Genomic DNA, 17,547 nt, shown 5'->3' on the forward strand with positions numbered 1-17,547 from the left:
GAGACGGATTCGTTGTGACAATCTTGTGAAATCAAAGATTGCATTATTGTGATCCGTATTCGTGTGAGCATTGATGTATAACTTGTTAGCCTAGGGACACCCCTCCATGTCCATTATATCTCCAATTGCTTGTCTTGTAGGGCGGCATGAGCCTCAGCGCCGTGACGTTGAATGGGATGGCCGAGTGTATGTTGGAAACTGCAAATATTGCGGCAAGGAAATCGAACGCGTTTCGCACCGCAATTGGCGTGAACGGCTGTCGCAGGCTTCCTAGAACCCGCGAACCATGGCCCGGTGCTGGGCGCTATGCTGGCCGCTATAAAGCGTAGCAATCGAGGTCGCTGGCGACACTCACCGGGCCCGAATAGGCCGCGCCAATGGCTGAGAGGCTGCCCTCGATGCGGCTAAGCGAACGCTCCATATTGTGCGTCAACACCAATTGCTGCGGCTCCAACGCGGCTGCCAGCGCGCCAATCTCGGCAGGGGTCCGGTGGAGCCCGCGCGGCTGACCGGCTTCGGCGTTGATGACGTGGTGAGCGAACAAGATTGCTGGCTTCGCGCCGGTCAGATCATCCATGAACCTTGTCGAGGCCGCGCTTTGATCGCCGGTGATAACGACGCTGGCATTGCCGAGTTCGATGACATAGCCCAGCGCGGGGACCACGCCGTGGTTCACCGGATGCGCCGTAACCCTGTATTCGCTGGAAATATCGAGCACGGCAGCGGCGCCGTCACCCTGCGCGGTGACAATATCGAGCGGCTCCAATCGCGGCTTTCCCTCAGTCCCGTCGATAAATCCGCCATTGTAGGCAAAGGCTCCGCTGTCCTTTGACAGCAAGCGGGTGAGAAATTCGCGCGTCCCGGGAAAGCGCGGCGCAGCATCGGGACCAATCACCGTCAGCGGCGCGGTGCGCCCTTCGAACCCGCCGGAATTGAGGATACCCGCCAGATCGCCCACGTGATCGGCGTGGAGATGGCTCAGCAGGATCGCGTCGAGCGCCGCAATATTCCCGCCTGCCTCGGCAAAGCGCAAAAAGCTGCCCGCGCCAGCATCGATCAGCAGCCGCGGGGCGCCGTCGATCCACAGCAAGTAAGACGTGCCAGCGCGGCCCTCTTCCCCGGCCTTTTCGGCAATCGGCCCGCCGCTGCCAAGCACCTGCAATGCCGCGCCTTGCGTGGGGCAGGCGGCGGCCGAGCTTTGAGCCAGCGCGTTCTGGTCGGTGTCGACGAACGATCCACAACCGGACAGGCTGGCTGCGAACAGACCTGTCATCATGAACCGCATTGCGTCGCTCCCTTTTCTGACTACGCGCCGCTGCCCGTCAGCTGCACGAACACATCTTCGAGATCAGCCTCGCGGGTGGTCACATCCTCGATCGTCAGGCCTTGTTCCTGAAGGATCGCGAGCACCTGCCCGGCGCTCATCCGGTCCTTGTCATAGGTGACCTCAACCCCGCGCGGCCCAGTCTGTTCGACCTTGGCAAAAGCTTCATGCGCGGGCGCGGCGGCTAAATCGGCCGCCACGGTCACCGCAACGATTTTCTCGCGCGCCATATTCACCAGTTCGCGGGTCGGCTTGTTGGCGATCAGCTGGCCATGGTTGATAATGGCGATGCGGTCGCACAATTGCTCCGCCTCTTCGAGATAATGCGTGGTCAAAACCACGGTCACCCCTTCGCGGTTGAGCGCGGTCACCATCTCCCAAAGCTGGCGGCGCAGTTCGACATCGACCCCCGCAGTCGGTTCATCCAGCACCAGGATCGGCGGGGAATGGACCATCGCCTTGGCTACCATCAGGCGGCGTTTCATCCCGCCCGACAAAGTGCGCGCATAGGCGTTGCGCTTGTCCGACAATCGCACCGCGGCCAGCAATTCCTCGCTGCGCCGCTCGCGCACCGGAATGCCGTAGAATCCGCCCTGATTTTCGAGCACTTCGAAAGGGGTGAAGAACGGGTCGAAGACGATTTCCTGCGGCACAATCCCGATGGAGCGGCTGGCGTTGCGGCGGTGACGATCAATATCAAAGCCCCAGATGTCCACCTGACCATCGGTCTTGTTCACCAGACCGGCAAGAATGTTGATCAGCGTTGACTTGCCCGCACCATTGGGGCCGAGCAGCCCGAAGATTGACCCTTCGGGCACGTCGAAACTGACCCCGTCCAGCGCCAGTTTCCCCGCCGCATCCTCGCCCTTTGCCCCTTTAGGCGCAGCGTAGCGTTTCACCAGATTTTCGATGCGGATGGCGGGCGGAGTCATGCCGTGATGCAATAGTGATGGTGCGCCCTGAAGCAAGAGCCGCTGGAAAAAGTGGCGAGCACGAGCCGCAATTCGTGAAACCGGCATTAACCGCGTCTGTTCTTCATCCGACCACAAAGCATGGTTAGATGCAGATCCAAGATGGACTTGTTGTTTCCCGCTTGCGCCTTGCGCACCACCAGCCTCGCTCTGGCTGCGACCCTTGCCGGGTCGTTTTTGGGCGTGCCCACAGCGGCGCTGGCACAGGACAATTTAAGCGTCCGGTCGGTCGTTCGCTTGCCAGGAGAGACGCGGATCGAAAAGCAGGGAGACCTCCACTTTGGCGACATTCTGGCGGGCAATACCGGCGGCACCATCACCCTCGGCGTCAATGGAGCGGTTTCGACCACCGGCACGGTGCAGTCGCTAGGAGGGGATCCGCAGCCTGCCGAATTCGTCATTACCCGCACACTGCTGGCCGATTTCCCGACCTATAGCGGGCCAGCGGGTTCAGATTCGGTCTTGCTGACCCATATCAATGCGCCCGGCGAGACCATGGTGCTACGAAATTTCACCACCGATTTCAACCGCACGATCTTCTTTGGGTTACCGGCCTATCTGTTTCGGACAAGCTACGATTTCCGGGTCGCCGGAACGTTGGACGTCGAGGGAGATCAGGAGCCGGGACAGTATCTTGGTTTTTTCACCGTAACGATTGATTACGATTGAGAGTAGCGGTTGAAATCGCCGGGCGGCGCGACTAATCCCGCCGCCATGAACACGCCTCCCCCTGAAACGCTGATGGTCGATGCGCGCCGCGTCAGTTGCGACGGCGCGAGCGGCATTCGCGGGGGCGAAAACTACCGCCCCGCCGCGCTTGGCCATCCGCGCATATATCTTGAGATTGACGAACACGGCTATGTCGATTGCGGCTATTGCGACCGCCGCTTTGTGCTCAAGGGCGGCCCGGCTGACGGCGCGGATCAGGCAGCCTTGCCGGATATTTCCGAAGGCGGAGACCCCGGTCACCGGTAATACGCTTGCCAAAGCGCTCGCCCAGGTGTGGTTTCAAATCATTGTTAATGTCTGGCTACTAAGGCTTTGCAGACATGGGCGATCTGGATTTGAGAATGCACCACATATTACGTAGGTTTGGGTGGCCCTTCGGCCTCTTGTGGTTGGCGACAATGCCCGCCGCGCTGGCCGCGCAAACCACCGAGCCGAGCGAGGCGCAGGCATTCGTCGTTACACCGCTCAGCTTTGTAAAGCAGTTCGATCTTGATTTCGGGCAGATCATCCCCGGCGACACCAATGGCGCTGTGGTGATGGATTCGACCGGCGCGGTGACGACCACGGGGGGCATCATTCAGATCAACGGGACTCAGCAACCGGCGCGGTTCTGGGGCTTTGGCACGTTCAACCAGCGGGTGCTGATCAATTCCGACGCAACCAGCTATGTCTTGACCCGCGAAGGCGGCAGCGAAACCATGGTGATGGATCAATTGCTGATCGGCAGCCAGCCCCCGATCGTGATCAACACCAATCCGCGCCGGTTCCGGATCGTCAATCCTGACGGCTATTTTTCCTTCACCATTGCAGGGCGGCTGCAAGTCGCCGCCAATCAAGCGTCGGGTGTCTATAGCGGAGAGTTTACGATCCAGCTCGAATATGAATGAATCATCCGCCGCTCATGCAGGGTTCAGCGTAGCTGTGTATGCTCTGAAGCCGAATCATAGGAGTGCGCCATGATCTATTCCCTCAAGACCCATGCTCTTAGACTGGCTTCGGCTGGCAGTCTCGCCGCGCTTGCGCTGGTCGCCGCTCAACCGGCCTATGCCGATGAAGAGCCGGCCGCCAGCGAAACTGCAATGACCGAGGGCGAGGCGCGGCTAGCCAAATTGCTCGAAGGCCGCGTGGCGGGCGAACCGCAGAACTGCATCCGCACCCGGCCCAATTACCGGCTGACCGTGATCGATGATACCGCCTATGTCTATGGCAGCGGGCGGACGATCTATGTTCAGCGGACGCAGAACCCCCACCATATCGATGACACCGATACGCTGGTTTCGCGGCGATTCACTTCGAGCGAGATTTGCCGTCAGGATATTGTGACGACAATCGACCCGGTGCTCGGGTTCTTCACCGGCACGGTGTTTTTTGACGATTTCGTTCCCTACACCCGTGTCGAAGAGAACGAAGAAGGCTGATCGTCAGGTGGGCTGACCCGGTTCAGCCCACCGAATTCGCCACCTACGCTTTCACCAATTACGCTTTCACCAATTACGCTTTCGCCACTTACGCTTTCGCCCCCTAAGACTTCGCCATTGCGTTCATCCGGGCGAGAATTTCGTCCGCCTGCGCCATGATCCCGTCGATCAGTTCCTTGCAGGTCGGGATATCGTGGATCAGCCCGGCAACCATGCCGCAGCTCCAAGCGCCTTCGTCCATTGCGCCTTCCATCATGATCTTGGGATAGACCCCGGCAACCTCGGGCAGGATGTCCTGGATGGTGATGGCGTCGCCCAGTTCCTTTTCTTTCTGGATCAGCCGTTCGACTGCGGCATTGGCGAGCACCCGCTCGGTGTTGCGCAGCGGGCGCATCACCAGCCGCGTATCAAGCTCGCTCGCCGCAACGATCGCCTGTTTCACGTTCTCGTGAACCGGCGCTTCCTTGGTGGCGATGAAGCGGGTCCCCATATTCATGCCTTGTGCGCCCATTGCCAGACTGGCGACCAGACTGCGCCCATCGGCCATCCCGCCTGACGAAACGAAAGGAATATCCAACTCATCAGCGGCGCGCGGCAGCAGGATGAAGTTGGGCACGTCGTCCTCACCCGGATGTCCGCCGCACTCAAACCCATCGACACTCACCGCATCGCAGCCAATATCCTGCGCTTTCAAGCTGTGACGCACGCTGGTGCATTTGTGGATCACCTTGATCCCCGCATCCTTGAGCGGGGGCAGCAGGTCAACCGGATTGCGCCCGGCGGTTTCGACCACCTTGACCCCGCCATCGATCACCGCCTTCACCAATCCCGGATAATCGGGCGGGGTCAATGTGGGCAGAATGGTCAGGTTCACGCCAAATGGCTTGTCCGTCATATCGCGGCAGCGCGCGATTTCATTCGCCAGCTTTTCCGGGGTGCCCTGCGTCAGCCCGGTGATGATCCCCAGCCCGCCCGCATTCGACACCGCCGCCGCCATTTCGGCAAAGCCGACATAATGCATCCCGCCCTGAATGATGGGATGCTGAATGCCGAACATTTCGGTGATGGCGGTTTTCATGGCTGTAGTTCTCCCTGAGAGTTTCGATTTGTAGGGGAGACAAGCGCAATACGGCCTGCGGTGCAAGCACGCTTTTGATGGGGCAGATGACCGCACCTGGCCGAGGACGCGTGCCGTATCGTCAGGCGATCAGATTACACTATAGACGCTCGCCGCGCACAACGGCAGCGGAGGCCAAGGGTCAGAACCTAACGTGCGAATGTCAGCGAGAAAGTCACCGGCACGACCGGAGTGATCGACGGCAGCCCGGCAAGTTCCTGCAACTGTGCCAGCCCTTCGGTCAGTTCGAGCGCGCCGGCGTCGACGATCACTGGTGCATCGGACACCGCCATCACCCGGTCCGGTCCGGTGCGTGTGACGGTGACCTGCGCCTGAAACGGGGCCTCCGCGCCCCTAAGTGAGAGCGTCCCGTCAAGCGTTGTGTCGGTGCTCGCGCCCACGGCGAGCGTTTCGAATGCCGCCGGGTCGATCTGTGCGGAGATGCTGGCGGTGGGATTGTCGGCAACGACAAACAGAATGTCGCGCATACGCTCATCGCGAATATCCACCCCGGTGGAGACGCTGGCCAAGTCAATCTCGATATTGGCCGCGCCATCGGCGGATACGGTGCCGGACAGTGTTTCGAACGAATTGACCTCAGCAATCTCCCCCGCCTTGATCGTGACATAGGACAGTTCAGATGCCGCCCCGTCGAGCGTCCATTGCGCCCCGGTCACTGGCGGCGCGTCAGCCGGTGCTTGCGAGCAGGCGGCGAGGGTGAGGAGGGCGGTGGTGGTCAGAATGGGATTGCGGAGCATTGATGCGGCCATGGACAAGCTCAAACGTTGGAATTGAAGAAAAGTCGACTTGCAAGGCGCGGGCCTCACATCGAAGAACGCTATTGAGGGGTTGAATCACGCCCTACAAACCTTGCGGTGAACACGGCACCCAGCAGAGCTCCGAACAGACCGCCAATCGCAGGCGCAAACGCATTCGCCGCGATGATCATGCCCATCACAGTTCCGGCGCTTGCGCCAGCAGCAACGCCAGCGCCGATATCGTCGCGGCGCTTTTCCTGTTGCTTTTGTTCGGCTTTGGTGGCGGCAGTGGCCATCAATCTACTCCTTGAACTCGCTTTTGCATGACATAACACACACGCACGGAAGCGACGAGTAAAATCACGGTCGGTATATATATCCGTGCAGTCGGCTTCCAGTCTGGATCCTGTGCCCAAATAGTTATGAATGCACCAAATACCACAATGGCGAGCAAACAGAGGCCTGACTGGATAACGAGCGAGTCAAACGGTTTTTCGGCTCTGAAGTAATCATCAAAATTCGAGCCGATCAGCGTGACCGTATAGGTTACAAGCGCCCATGGACTGATATCAAGCCATCGGGCAATGCTGATTTCAAATTCAGGCTCACCAAGTTTCCATGCGAGCATGAACAACATCGAAACGGCCAGTGGTCCCGCCAAGGGAGCGAGAAAGTTCCACATGAGCCAACGTTTCATCTTTGCGTCCATCAGAATGCGCCCCTCTCATCCCGCTATTCCCACTCAATCGTCCCCGGCGGCTTGCTGGTATAATCATAGACCACCCGGTTGATGCCTTGCACTTCATTGACAATGCGGGTGGCGACTTGAGTGAGGAAGCCTGCATCGAACGGATAGACATCCGCCGTCATGCCGTCGGTGCTGGTCACCGCGCGCAATCCGCACACGCTGTCATAGGTGCGGCTGTCGCCCATCACCCCGACCGTTTTGACCGGCAGCAGCACCGCAAACGCCTGCCAGATTGCGTCATACAATCCTGCGTTGCGGATTTCTTCGAGATAGATCGCATCGGCTTTGCGCAGGATATCGCAGCGTTCCTTGGTCACTTCGCCGGGGATGCGGATGGCAAGGCCGGGGCCGGGGAACGGATGTCGCCCGACAAAGGCTTCGGGCAGGCCCAATTCGCGGCCGAGCTCGCGCACCTCATCCTTGAACAATTCGCGCAAAGGTTCCACCAATTGCATGTTCATGCGTTCGGGCAATCCGCCGACATTGTGGTGGCTTTTGATCGTCACGCTTGGCCCGCCGGTGAAGCTGACACTTTCGATGACATCGGGATAGAGCGTCCCCTGCGCGAGGAAATCCGCGCCGCCCACGGCCTTTGCCTCTTTCTCGAACAAGTCGATGAACGCCCCGCCGATGAACTTGCGCTTCTTTTCCGGGTCGGTGACACCTGCCAGCCCTGCAAGAAAGGTCTCCTCCGCATCCACTGCGACCAGCGGAATGTTGTAGGAGCCCCGGAACAGCGAAACGACCTGATCGGTCTCGCCCTGACGCATCAGACCGTGATCGACATAAACACAGGTGAGTTGATCGCCGATCGCCTCATGGATCAGTACAGCGGCAACCGCGCTGTCGACCCCGCCCGACAGCCCGCAGATAACCCGGCCCGATCCGACCTGCGCGCGGATTTCCTCAATCTTGGTTTTGCGGAATTCGGCCATGGTCCAATCGCCTGCCAGTCCGCAGACGTGGCGCACGAAATTGGCGATCAGCTTGCCGCCGTCGGGTGTATGGACGACTTCGGGGTGGAACTGCGTGCCGTAGAATTTGCGGCTCTCATCGGCAATGACCGCAAAGGGCGCGCCGTCGCTGGTGGCGACAATTTCGAAACCGGGGGCAAACCGGGTGACCTTATCGCCGTGGCTCATCCACACCTGATGGCGTTCACCTTCCTGCCACAAGCCGTCGAACAACGCACAGGACCGTGTCACGGTAAGGTAGGCGCGGCCAAATTCCCCACCCTCTCCGGTTTCGTGGCCGGGCCGGACTTCGCCGCCTAGCTGGTGGGTCATCACCTGCTGGCCGTAACAGATGCCAAGGATCGGGACGCCCGCTTCGAAAAAGGCCTGCGGGGCGCGCGGGCTGCCGTCGTCGGGAACGCCGGCGGGCGATCCCGACAAGATGATCCCTTTGGGTTTGAGCCGCGCAAAGGCTTCGATAGCCATGCTGAACGGCGCGATTTCCGAATAGACGCCCGCCTCGCGCACGCGGCGCGCGATCAGCTGCGTCACCTGGCTGCCGAAATCGACGATGAGGATCGAGTCGGGGAGATGATCTGTTTGCATGAAGGCGGCGTTACGTCAGCCCGAGCGGCGCTGTCCAGCATGCCGTAACGTCACGGTGCAAGCTATCGACAATTGTTGCATCGCACCATCGGCAATCGGCGAGAATTTGGCGGTTTACTGGGAATTTTTGGGAACAACCCCGGCATTGTTCGCATTTGCACAATCATCTTGTGCATCGCGCCAAGGTATCAAGAAACAACCGAAGGCCGGTGCACGGCCCACCCTGTCACGACACCCTCTTTTGAATTCTGGAGAATACCCATGCGTCTAGTACTTTCCGCCGCAACGCTCGCCCTGATCGCCGCCGCGCCCGTCGCGGCTGCACCGTCTGCCGGCGAAGCATCTGTGACCGTGCGCGTCGACATCGCTGATATCGACCTGACCAGCGCCGAGGGCCGGGCTGCGCTCGAAGCGCGGCTTGATGCAAAGCTGCGCGCCGCTTGCACCATCGAAACCCGTCTGCGCTATGGGCTTGGCCGCGAAATCGTGGATCAGGACTGCCTCGCCAGTGCGCGGACCGCTGCGCTGGCCGAGGCGGAGCGCATGGCTGCCGCCGATTTGCGCGCCGGTCGCTCAGTCGCGGCCAACTGAACGCCGCCCTCTCTCTGATTTTGCAGGCGGCCGGCGGAGCGATCCGGCGGCCGTTTCGCTATTGATTTCAGAGTGGTGCCCGACATGCAAAGCAAATGCCGCGACATAGTTGCAAAACTTGCAATTAAACTGCGCATTTTCGCATTTGAGTTTCGTCCAATCGAACATCATTTGAGCCCCGCAGCGCAGTGCAAGGCACCTCTCTCCCCTCCTTCACGCGCCGCAGCGGCAGGATCAAAGCCTCAATTGGCGGTTCTGCCAGTCTGCTTGCCGGTGGCTGGCAGCCAGATCAAACGGGTTTGCGTCCGGCGATGACTTCCAGCATCGCAGCGCGCCACAAATGGCCCGTTTGAGCAGCGTCCCCGTGCTGCGGCTGTCTCTATGCGGTCCTGCCGATGCGCCGTGCGCCTCCCCCCGGCGGCGGATGCATCACAGTTCAGGACCGGCCTGCACCCGGCACAGCAGCGAGCGAGACGCGGCCACCCCATCCCCCCCGAACGGTGGCCGCGTCTCCACCCGCATGCTTCGATAGCGCCTGCGTCAGACCTGTTCCTCGGCCAATGCCCGCAACTCGGTCTTGAGCAATTTGCCGATATGGCTGCGCGGCATTTCATTAATCGCATGAAGCGCAGACAGGCGCTGTGTCTTGCCCAGCCGCGCGTTGACGGCGGCCATGATCGCCGCCGGCTCGCGCGCGCCTTGGCGTAGCACGGCAAAGCCAACCGGGGTTTCGCCCCATTGCCGCGAGGGGACGCCAACCACTGCGGCCTCGGCAACATCTTCCTCGCGCATCAATTCGGCTTCGAGATCGCTGGGGTAAATGTTGAACCCACCCGAAATGATCATGTCCTTGGCGCGCCCGACGAGTTCGACAAAGCCGTCTGCATCGACTCGCCCGATATCGCCCATTCGCATCCACACGCCGCCATCCGGGTCGATCCACTGCGCCTCTGCCGTCTTGTCCGGGCGATTCTTGTAACCCATCATCATCGTATGCGAGCGCCCGACGAGATTGCCCGGGGTGCCCGGCGGCACTTCCGTGTCGCTATCGTCCAGCACCTTGACCTCGCTGCCCGGCGCGGGGCGGCCAACCGTGTGGAGCTTGTCGGGGAATTCATGCGCGGCGAGCAGGCACACCACGCCGCCTTCGGTCATCGAGTAAATCTCCACCAATCCGCCCGGCATGCGGCGCAGCACTTCGCGTTTCAATTCGGCTGAAAACGGCGCAGAGGTGCAATATTTCATCGCCAGCGACGACAGATCGTGATCGTCAAGCCCGGGTTGATCCATCAACCGCTGATATTGCACCGGAACCAGCATGACCACCGTCGCCTTGTCACCCGCCGCATGATCCAGCCAGCGCGCGCAATCGAACTTGCCCATGATCCGCACCGTGCCCCCGGCCAGCAAGGGCGCGAGGAAAGCCACCATCGTAGTGTTGGAATAAAGCGAGGTCGAAGCGAGCGAGCGCACCTCCAGCCCGCTGGCAAGATAGGACAGCGCGGTCGCGCCAAATTGCCGCCAGCGCATCTGGTGCGAATGGACGATCCCCTTGGGAATGCCGGTGGTGCCCGATGAATAGATGATGTTGAATGGATCGCCCGGTGCTGGGTCGGTATCAGGCGCACGGCTACCAGGAGGCGCCATCCAGCTGGCAATTTCCTCCGGCGGGACATGGATCATATTCGCCATGAAATCGGAGCCAAGTTCGGCGGCCTTTCCGGCATCGATGAACAGGTGCCGCGCGCCCGAATCCTGCGCCATTCCAGTCAGCTGATCTGGTGTGGCGCTGGTGGTCAGCGGGGCCGCCACCCCGCCTGCACGCATCGCGGCGAGGAACACCAGCGCATAAGAGACTGTGCTGGTGCCAAGGATCGCCACCGACTGCCCGCGTTCCAGCCCTGTTTCGATCATCCGCATTGCCAGCCGATCGATCCGTTCGACCAATTCGGCCCAGCTGCAGCTTTCATGATCGTCGATCAAGGCCGGCTTGTCCGGCTGCGCGCGCGCCCAATCGCGCAGGATCGCGGGATAGGAACCAAAGGATTCGGAAAGCCGCTGGCTCATGATCTCGATTGTGTCTGGTGTCGTCATGAGGCGGGGTTTAGCCCAGCCAGCGGATCGGGCAAGCCGGTCAAGCGATGCGCTTGTGGTGATTTGTTTACGCTTGCCCGCGAAACTGCAACAGCGGCATTGATTGGCCCGCAGGGCGAGGCCGCGTGGGAGAGCGCATGATGCGACAGCAGAAATATCATACGAGCCGGGCGCTGGCGGCCATGCTGGCCTGCGCAGCGTTGAGCGGTGCGGCACTGGCTCAGGACAAAGCTCCACCCCAAGACGCGCCCGAAGACGGCGAGCGCATCGAAATTCCGCGCGATATGACTCCCGACGGCGTCTCGCGGCTGTTGAACGGTGGGGCCGCATCGCCGGCTCCCGCCGACCCTTCCTCCCCCAACCCCGCAGAACCGCAAACGCGGGCACGCAGCCTGCCATCCGTGCTCGCCATTCTGGCGCATCCCGATGACGAAATCACCATCGCCCCGGTGCTGGCCCGAATGGCGCGCGAAGGCGGCGAGGTCACCGTGGTGTTCGGCACCAGCGGCGATCAGGGGCCGGGCGTGAGCGCCTTGGAGCCCGGGGCCGAGCTCGCCGCGCTGCGCGAAGACGAAGCGCGCTGCGCCGCTTTTGCCATGGGCCTGCCTGAACCGATTTTCTGGCGGCTGGGTGATGGGGCGCTGGCGACCATGGCGCGCGCTCCTGATAGCGCCGCAAAGGGTATGGCCGAACGCATCACCGCGCTCATCGCGCTGCAAGACCCGCAAATCGTCATCAGCTGGGGGCCGGATGGCGGATATGGTCATGCCGATCACCGCATGGTCAGCAATGTCGTCACCGAAATCGTGCAGGCGATGGGCGCAGCGCGGCCCGATCTGCTGTACACCGCCATTCCCGCTGCGGGCGCAGATGAGGCGCGGCCCGATCTGCCGGGGTTCGAAGGCTGGGCAACGCTTGACCCAGCGCTGATCACCGATCGCATCCGCTATGATCTGATCGATCTGGAAGCGACCCGGAGCGCCGTCGATTGCTATCAAAGCCAGTTCGACGAGACCGCGCGAGCGGTTTTGCCGGACCTGCTCGACCGCAATCTGTGGCAGGGAACGGTGTATTTCCGGCTGGCATTTCCTCCGCGACCCTGAGCCCGGATTTCGCCGGGTTCCGCTGCGGTGGAAAAGCCGCAAGGGATCGCCGTGAAAGCTTGGGAAATGGGTCCCCTGCGCCTATATATTGCGCATGGATGACAATAACCTGCCCCCCGGCGACACCCCCGCAAATTCCCCTGCCAACACCCCACCCGAAAAAGTGCGCCAGATGGGCGAATACGGCGCCGATTCGATCAAGGTTCTCAAGGGCCTGGATGCCGTGCGCAAACGCCCCGGCATGTATATCGGCGACACCGATGACGGGTCCGGCCTCCACCACATGGTGTTCGAGGTTTCAGACAATGCCATCGATGAGGCGCTGGCCGGGCATTGCGATCTGGTTCTGATCGAACTCAATCCCGATGGCAGCGTCTCGGTCGAAGACAATGGCCGCGGCATCCCGGTTGGCATGCATACGGGCGAAGGCGTCTCCGCAGCCGAGGTCATCATGACCCAGCTGCACGCGGGGGGTAAGTTTGAAAACACCTCCGACGACAACGCCTACAAGGTTTCAGGCGGCCTCCACGGCGTCGGCGTGTCGGTGGTCAATGCGCTGTCCGAATGGCTGGAACTGGTCATCTGGCGCGACGGCAAGGAACATTGGATGCGGTTTGAACACGGCGATGCCGTCTGCCCGCTAAAGATCACCGGCGATGCACCAAAGGTCGATCAGAACCCCGATGACAACGGCTTCAAAAAGGGGACTCGCGTCACCTTCAGCGCGTCTCACGACACGTTCAAGAACGTCACGGAATTTGATTTCGACAAACTTGAACACCGTTACCGCGAATTGGCCTTCCTTAATTCCGGGGTGCGCATCTTGCTGCGCGACAAGCGGCACGAGGACGTGCGCGAACACGATCTGTTTTACGAAGGTGGAATCGCCGCTTTCGTCAAATATCTCGACCGCAACAAGGTGGCGCTGATCTCTGAACCGATTTCAGTGTCGGCGGAAAAGGATGGCATTGCCATCGACGTCGCGCTGGAATGGAACGATTCCTATTATGAAAACGTCCTCGCCTTCACCAACAACATCCCGCAGCGCGACGGCGGCACACATCTGGCGGCATTCCGCGCGGCGTTGACCCGGACGCTCAACAATTACGCCGACCGTTCAGGCCTTTTGAAGAAGGAAAAGGTCACGCTGTCGGGCGAAGATATGCGCGAAGGGCTGACCGCGATTGTCAGCGTCAAATTGCCCGATCCCAAATTTTCATCGCAGACCAAGGACAAATTGGTGTCGTCCGAAGTCCGCCAGCCGCTCGAATCGCTGATGGGCGAAAAAATGAACGAATGGCTGGAAGAAAATCCCGGCGATGCAAAATCGATCGTTCAGAAAATCATTGATGCCGCAGCTGCGCGCGAGGCGGCCAAACGCGCCCGCGAAATGAGCCGCAAGGGCGCGATGAGCGTCGCTTCGCTGCCCGGCAAGCTGTCTGACTGCCGCGAACGCGACGCGACCAAGGCTGAAATCTTTCTCGTCGAGGGCGATTCGGCAGGCGGCTCGGCCAAAGGCGGGCGTGACAGCCAGTATCAGGCGATCTTGCCGCTGAAAGGCAAGATCCTCAATGTCGAACGCGCGCGGTTTGACCGGATCATCTCATCGAAGGAAGTCGGCACGCTGATTCAGGCGATGGGCACCGGCATTCGTGATGAATTCGACATTGAAAAACTGCGCTATCACAAGATCGTGATCATGACCGACGCCGATGTTGACGGCGCGCATATCCGCACTTTGCTGCTCACCTTTTTCCATCGGCAATTGCCCGAAATCGTCAAGGCCGGGCATCTTTTCATTGCGCAGCCGCCGCTGTTCAAGGTCGCCAAGGGGCGCAGCGAGGTTTATCTCAAGGATCAGGCCGCGCTCGACCGCTATCTGGTCGATAGCGGGCTGCAAGGGCGGATGATCGAAAGCGCGGGCGGTGCGCGAGCTGGTGATGATCTGCGCGGCCTGGTGGATCAGGCCCTGCGGCTGAAAAACCTCATGGCGTTTGTCCCGCGCCGCTATGATCCGGCGCTGATCGAACAGATGGCACTGACCGGGGCGCTCGATCCTTCGCTGAGCGATGCCGAGCGCGGCGCGGCGCTTACCCGCACCGCGCAGCGGCTGGAAGCGGGCGATCACGACGCGACATGGACCGCATCGGTGCTTGACAGCGGCAATGTACGGTTCGAGCGCAAATGGCGCGGCGTGACCGATGTCCATGAAATCGAAGGCCGTTTCCTCACCAGCACCGAAGCAATCAAATTGCACAGCCTCGCAGGGGCGCAGGCCGACGCCTATGACAATCCGGTCTGGCTCGTCAAAGCAGGCGATGTGGCGGACAATATCCCCGCCACGGCGGACGATCAGGACGCCGGTTCAGATACGGGCGGCCCCGACGCAGACGGTCCCGAAAGTGACGAAGGAGGGCCAGCCGCCGCCGTCGGCGAAGATGCCATCTCCCGTCCCAGCCAGTTGCTCGCCGCCGTCATGGCCGCCGGGCGCAAGGGCCTTTCGATCAGCCGTTACAAGGGGCTGGGCGAAATGAACCCTGAACAATTGTGGGAGACCACGCTCGATCCCGAAAACCGCATCCTGTTGCAGGTTAAGGTCGAAGACGCCGACGTCACCGATGAAATTTTCACCCGGTTGATGGGCGACGTGGTCGAACCTCGGCGGGAATTCATTCAGAACAATGCGTTGAACGTGGCCAACCTCGACGTGTGAGCGGGATTCTGCCCGTCGCTGCAATGGTTGCCGTCCTGCTGGGCGCCTTGTGGTTGGTTTTTGTCGGCGCAGTGTGCGGTATTGCCCCGCAGCGCGCGCAGCGCGGGCTGGCACAAATGGGGGCAAACTGGCAGGTCCAACTGGGCGAGCACATTCCCCGCGCAATTGTAGGTGCGGCGATGATCGTGCACGCAGCCGAATCCGCCGCGCCGCAGTTGTTCACCATCGGCGGATATTTCCTTGTCGCCAGTTCGGCCCTGATCCTGATCCTGCCAAGACGCTGGCACCATGACTATGCCAGTTGGTGGGCGGCGCGCATCCCGTTACTGGCCTACCGTCTGCTGGCAATCCCAGTGATCGCCGCAGGGGTCTTGCTGGCGCTTGCGACTTTGTCGCTATCGATGCCGGGTATCTCTTGATGTTTGTGCAATAAGACCCGACATCTTCCTGCATGTCGCCGTCCGAACCCAACGAATCCAGCGCGCTCGAACACTGGAGCTTCCTGCTGCTGCTGGCGGTGGTGTCTTTCCTGTTCGTGTGGGTGGCGTGGCCCTTTGCCTCGCCTCTGCTGTGGTCGGCGCTGGCCGCGATCATGTTTCAACCGCTGTACAAATGGTCGCTCAGGAAAACACGCGGGCGGCGCAATCTGGCCGCTTCACTCTCACTGCTGATTATCTTTGTCGCGGTGCTGCTGCCCGCGTTATGGATCGGCTCGATCGTCGTCAATGAGACTTTGGGACTGGTCAACACACTGCGCGAAGAACCGGTTGATCTGGCCGCCTGGTTTGATCAGGCTTTCGCCATGCTGCCCGCCACGGTGCAGAATTTTATCGAAGCCAATGGCTGGACCGATGTCTCCAAACTGCAGGATCAGCTCCAAAGCGTGCTAGGTACCAGTGCCGGGATGATCGCCAGCCAGGCGGTTTCCATCGGCAGCGGGGCCTTGGGATTTGTTCTGAGCTTTACCCTCGGTCTTTACGTTCTGTTTTTCCTGCTGCGCGACGGTTCGCGGATTGGCGAGACTATCCTGCTGTCAGCCCCGATCGAACGCGCCATCGCCGACCGGCTGGCGCAAAGGTTCCTCGGTATTGTCCGCGCGGTGATTAAGGGCTCAGGCGTCGTCGGACTGGTCCAGGGCACGCTGGGCGCGATTACGATGATGATTGCGGGCGTGCCCTCGGCCTTGCTGCTGGGCGTGCTGATGGCGATCCTTGCGCTCATCCCGGCGGTCGGCACGGCGCTGGTCTGGGCCCCGGTGGGCATCTGGTTGCTGGTAACCGGAGAGGTCTGGCAGGGGGTGTTTGTGCTGGGATCGGGGTTTGTCATCATCAGTTCGGCCGACAATGTGCTGCGTCCGATTCTGGTAGGACGCGACACCGGAATTCCTGACTGGATCATCCTAGTCACTACCCTTGGCGGACTATCGATTGCAGGGTTTTCCGGAATCGTGCTCGGACCGCTGGTCGCGGGACTGTTTCTGGCCAGCTGGTCGATCCTGCAGGAGCAGCGCGCCGAGGATGAGGAGGCAGCCAAGCGTTACCGGACCCGCGTTGACCCAGACGGCAAGGTGCGCGAGTCGGAAGATGGCGCCGCCGATACGCAGGAAACCTGAGTGATGCGGTCGATGGTCGAACCCGGCAGTCAAGCAGAGCAGGTCGGACGGCTGATCCTCGCGGGCTTTGTTGTGGTGGCGCTGCCATCGCTGCCGCTGGGCGCCTACCTCATCTATCCCTTCGCCATCCTCACCACCTGGTTTCACGAAATGGGCCATGGCTTGACGGCCTTGTTGGTGGGCCAGCAATTCGAACAGCTGATGATCTATGCCGATGGATCGGGCGTGGCCAACAGCCTGGTGGCAAACGACGCATCGCCATTCACCCGCGCGGCGATTGCTGCGGGCGGGCCGCTTGCCCCCAGTCTGGTCGGCGCAGCGCTGATCCTGGCCAGCGCGCATCAGCGATTGTGGCGTCCGGCGCTGTGGATCATGGCGATTGCAATCTTTGCCTCGGTCATCGTCTACGTCCGCTCACCGGTCGGCTATGCGGTGCTGCCTGTGACCGCGGCATTTCTGGCGGTGATTGCATGGAAGGCGCCCGTCGGTGCGGCGCGCTTCACCCTGCAATTCCTGGGCGTGCTGGGCGCGATGAGCATGCTGCGCGATTTCAATTACTTGTTCACTGAACAGGCGGTGATTGGCGGCCAGAATATGCTGTCTGACACCGGCCAGATCGAAGCTGCGCTGTTCTTGCCGCATTGGTTCTGGGCCGCGATCATTCTGGCCCTATCAGCGGGCATGATCGGGGCCAGCCTCAAATATGCGCTGTCGGACCAGCGCCGCCTGCCGCCAGCACGCAAATTGCCCGCCAATGTCCTGCAATTCAAACGCGCACCCGGCGACAAGAACCGGCGCTAGAGATGCACT

Annotated in this window: 18 protein-coding genes; 10 read left to right on the top strand and 8 right to left on the bottom strand. The window is 61.0% G+C overall.

The features are described 5' to 3' along the window. Positions 1–316 precede the first annotated feature (316 nt). Positions 317–1,285: an MBL fold metallo-hydrolase gene (locus ACM64M_RS11220; protein WP_416228777.1), complete on the bottom strand. Its 969-nt coding sequence runs from the start codon at positions 1,283–1,285 to the stop codon at positions 317–319. Between the two features lie 20 nt (positions 1,286–1,305). Continuing rightward, entirely contained in the window at positions 1,306–2,256 is a 951-nt protein-coding gene (locus ACM64M_RS11225; RefSeq protein ID WP_416228778.1) for an ABC transporter ATP-binding protein, read from the bottom strand. Positions 2,257–2,397: 141 nt separating this feature from the next. On the opposite strand from ACM64M_RS11225, the gene ACM64M_RS11230 reads away from it, so the two are divergent. The 4 genes from ACM64M_RS11230 to ACM64M_RS11245 all read left to right on the top strand — a co-directional run bounded on the left by ACM64M_RS11230 (position 2,398) and on the right by ACM64M_RS11245 (position 4,442). Next, positions 2,398–2,964, top strand: coding sequence for a DUF4402 domain-containing protein (locus ACM64M_RS11230; RefSeq protein WP_416228779.1), 567 nt, complete (start codon positions 2,398–2,400; stop codon positions 2,962–2,964). 45 nt (positions 2,965–3,009) lie between these two features. Next, a complete protein-coding gene (locus ACM64M_RS11235) occupies positions 3,010–3,270 on the top strand; it encodes a zinc-finger domain-containing protein (protein WP_416228780.1) in 261 nt (86 codons plus the stop codon). Between the two features lie 152 nt (positions 3,271–3,422). Continuing rightward, entirely contained in the window at positions 3,423–3,911 is a 489-nt protein-coding gene (locus tag ACM64M_RS11240) for a DUF4402 domain-containing protein (RefSeq protein WP_416228781.1), read from the top strand. 69 nt (positions 3,912–3,980) lie between these two features. After that, positions 3,981–4,442, top strand: a complete 462-nt coding sequence (locus ACM64M_RS11245; protein ID WP_416228782.1) for a hypothetical protein — start codon at positions 3,981–3,983, stop codon at positions 4,440–4,442. 103 nt (positions 4,443–4,545) lie between these two features. Here the strand turns inward: ACM64M_RS11245 and ACM64M_RS11250 are convergent, their stop codons facing one another. From ACM64M_RS11250 to guaA, 5 genes are all read right to left on the bottom strand, one after another. Next, on the bottom strand, positions 4,546–5,616 hold the full coding sequence (locus ACM64M_RS11250) for an NAD(P)H-dependent flavin oxidoreductase (protein ID WP_416228783.1): 1,071 nt from the start codon (positions 5,614–5,616) through the stop codon (positions 4,546–4,548). Positions 5,617–5,708: 92 nt separating this feature from the next. Then, on the bottom strand, positions 5,709–6,329 hold the full coding sequence (locus ACM64M_RS11255) for a YceI family protein (protein ID WP_416228784.1): 621 nt from the start codon (positions 6,327–6,329) through the stop codon (positions 5,709–5,711). Between the two features lie 68 nt (positions 6,330–6,397). Further along, entirely contained in the window at positions 6,398–6,613 is a 216-nt protein-coding gene (locus ACM64M_RS11260; RefSeq protein ID WP_416228785.1) for a hypothetical protein, read from the bottom strand. Then, positions 6,613–7,026 (bottom strand): hypothetical protein, encoded by a 414-nt coding sequence (locus ACM64M_RS11265; protein ID WP_416228786.1) that lies wholly within the window; start codon positions 7,024–7,026, stop codon positions 6,613–6,615. Before ACM64M_RS11265 ends, ACM64M_RS11260 begins: the two co-directional genes overlap by 1 nt. Before the next feature lie 23 nt (positions 7,027–7,049). Beyond that, the gene (guaA, locus tag ACM64M_RS11270; RefSeq protein ID WP_416228787.1) at positions 7,050–8,624 is read right to left on the bottom strand and encodes a glutamine-hydrolyzing GMP synthase; all 1,575 of its coding nucleotides are present in this window, start codon (positions 8,622–8,624) and stop codon (positions 7,050–7,052) included. 261 nt (positions 8,625–8,885) lie between these two features. On the opposite strand from guaA, the gene ACM64M_RS11275 reads away from it, so the two are divergent. After that, on the top strand, positions 8,886–9,215 hold the full coding sequence (locus tag ACM64M_RS11275) for a UrcA family protein (RefSeq protein WP_416228788.1): 330 nt from the start codon (positions 8,886–8,888) through the stop codon (positions 9,213–9,215). A 540-nt stretch (positions 9,216–9,755) separates the two neighbouring features. Here ACM64M_RS11275 and ACM64M_RS11280 read toward each other — a convergent pair. Further along, positions 9,756–11,309, bottom strand: coding sequence for a class I adenylate-forming enzyme family protein (locus ACM64M_RS11280; RefSeq protein ID WP_416228789.1), 1,554 nt, complete (start codon positions 11,307–11,309; stop codon positions 9,756–9,758). Positions 11,310–11,446: 137 nt separating this feature from the next. Here ACM64M_RS11280 and ACM64M_RS11285 point away from each other — a divergent pair, with 137 nt between their 5' ends. The 5 genes from ACM64M_RS11285 to ACM64M_RS11305 all read left to right on the top strand — a co-directional run bounded on the left by ACM64M_RS11285 (position 11,447) and on the right by ACM64M_RS11305 (position 17,538). Then, positions 11,447–12,412, top strand: a complete 966-nt coding sequence (locus ACM64M_RS11285; RefSeq protein ID WP_416228790.1) for a PIG-L family deacetylase — start codon at positions 11,447–11,449, stop codon at positions 12,410–12,412. Between the two features lie 172 nt (positions 12,413–12,584). Continuing rightward, positions 12,585–15,125, top strand: a complete 2,541-nt coding sequence (gyrB, locus tag ACM64M_RS11290; protein WP_416228822.1) for a DNA topoisomerase (ATP-hydrolyzing) subunit B — start codon at positions 12,585–12,587, stop codon at positions 15,123–15,125. Continuing rightward, a complete protein-coding gene (locus tag ACM64M_RS11295; protein WP_416228791.1) occupies positions 15,122–15,544 on the top strand; it encodes a hypothetical protein in 423 nt (140 codons plus the stop codon). The genes gyrB and ACM64M_RS11295 overlap by 4 nt, the downstream gene beginning before the upstream one ends. Positions 15,545–15,576: 32 nt before the next feature. Next, positions 15,577–16,737 carry an AI-2E family transporter gene (locus ACM64M_RS11300; protein ID WP_416228792.1) on the top strand — a complete coding sequence of 387 codons (1,161 nt, stop codon included), beginning with the start codon at positions 15,577–15,579 and terminating at the stop codon, positions 16,735–16,737. A gap of 3 nt (positions 16,738–16,740) precedes the next feature. Further along, complete coding sequence (locus ACM64M_RS11305; RefSeq protein ID WP_416228793.1) at positions 16,741–17,538, top strand: M50 family metallopeptidase; 798 nt, start codon at positions 16,741–16,743, stop codon at positions 17,536–17,538. Positions 17,539–17,547: the final 9 nt, after the last annotated feature.

Source organism: Qipengyuania sp. ASV99, from assembly GCF_047872805.1.
Taxonomy (GTDB): domain Bacteria; phylum Pseudomonadota; class Alphaproteobacteria; order Sphingomonadales; family Sphingomonadaceae; genus Erythrobacter.

Bases quoted from the DNA above. Each gene is read 5' to 3' on its own strand.
- ACM64M_RS11220 (WP_416228777.1), bottom strand. From the start codon at position 1,285: ATGCGGTTCATGATGACAGGTCTGTTCGCAGCCAGCCTGTCCGGTTGT.
- ACM64M_RS11300 (WP_416228792.1), top strand. From the start codon at position 15,577: ATGTCGCCGTCCGAACCCAACGAATCCAGCGCGCTCGAACACTGGAGC.
- ACM64M_RS11280 (WP_416228789.1), bottom strand. From the start codon at position 11,309: ATGACGACACCAGACACAATCGAGATCATGAGCCAGCGGCTTTCCGAA.
- ACM64M_RS11265 (WP_416228786.1), bottom strand. From the start codon at position 7,026: ATGGACGCAAAGATGAAACGTTGGCTCATGTGGAACTTTCTCGCTCCC.
- ACM64M_RS11245 (WP_416228782.1), top strand. From the start codon at position 3,981: ATGATCTATTCCCTCAAGACCCATGCTCTTAGACTGGCTTCGGCTGGC.
- ACM64M_RS11260 (WP_416228785.1), bottom strand. From the start codon at position 6,613: ATGGCCACTGCCGCCACCAAAGCCGAACAAAAGCAACAGGAAAAGCGC.
- ACM64M_RS11235 (WP_416228780.1), top strand. From the start codon at position 3,010: ATGAACACGCCTCCCCCTGAAACGCTGATGGTCGATGCGCGCCGCGTC.
- gyrB (WP_416228822.1), top strand. From the start codon at position 12,585: ATGGGCGAATACGGCGCCGATTCGATCAAGGTTCTCAAGGGCCTGGAT.
- ACM64M_RS11255 (WP_416228784.1), bottom strand. From the start codon at position 6,329: ATGGCCGCATCAATGCTCCGCAATCCCATTCTGACCACCACCGCCCTC.
- ACM64M_RS11240 (WP_416228781.1), top strand. From the start codon at position 3,423: ATGCCCGCCGCGCTGGCCGCGCAAACCACCGAGCCGAGCGAGGCGCAG.
- guaA (WP_416228787.1), bottom strand. From the start codon at position 8,624: ATGCAAACAGATCATCTCCCCGACTCGATCCTCATCGTCGATTTCGGC.
- ACM64M_RS11285 (WP_416228790.1), top strand. From the start codon at position 11,447: ATGATGCGACAGCAGAAATATCATACGAGCCGGGCGCTGGCGGCCATG.
- ACM64M_RS11305 (WP_416228793.1), top strand. From the start codon at position 16,741: ATGCGGTCGATGGTCGAACCCGGCAGTCAAGCAGAGCAGGTCGGACGG.
- ACM64M_RS11275 (WP_416228788.1), top strand. From the start codon at position 8,886: ATGCGTCTAGTACTTTCCGCCGCAACGCTCGCCCTGATCGCCGCCGCG.
- ACM64M_RS11225 (WP_416228778.1), bottom strand. From the start codon at position 2,256: ATGACTCCGCCCGCCATCCGCATCGAAAATCTGGTGAAACGCTACGCT.
- ACM64M_RS11230 (WP_416228779.1), top strand. From the start codon at position 2,398: ATGGACTTGTTGTTTCCCGCTTGCGCCTTGCGCACCACCAGCCTCGCT.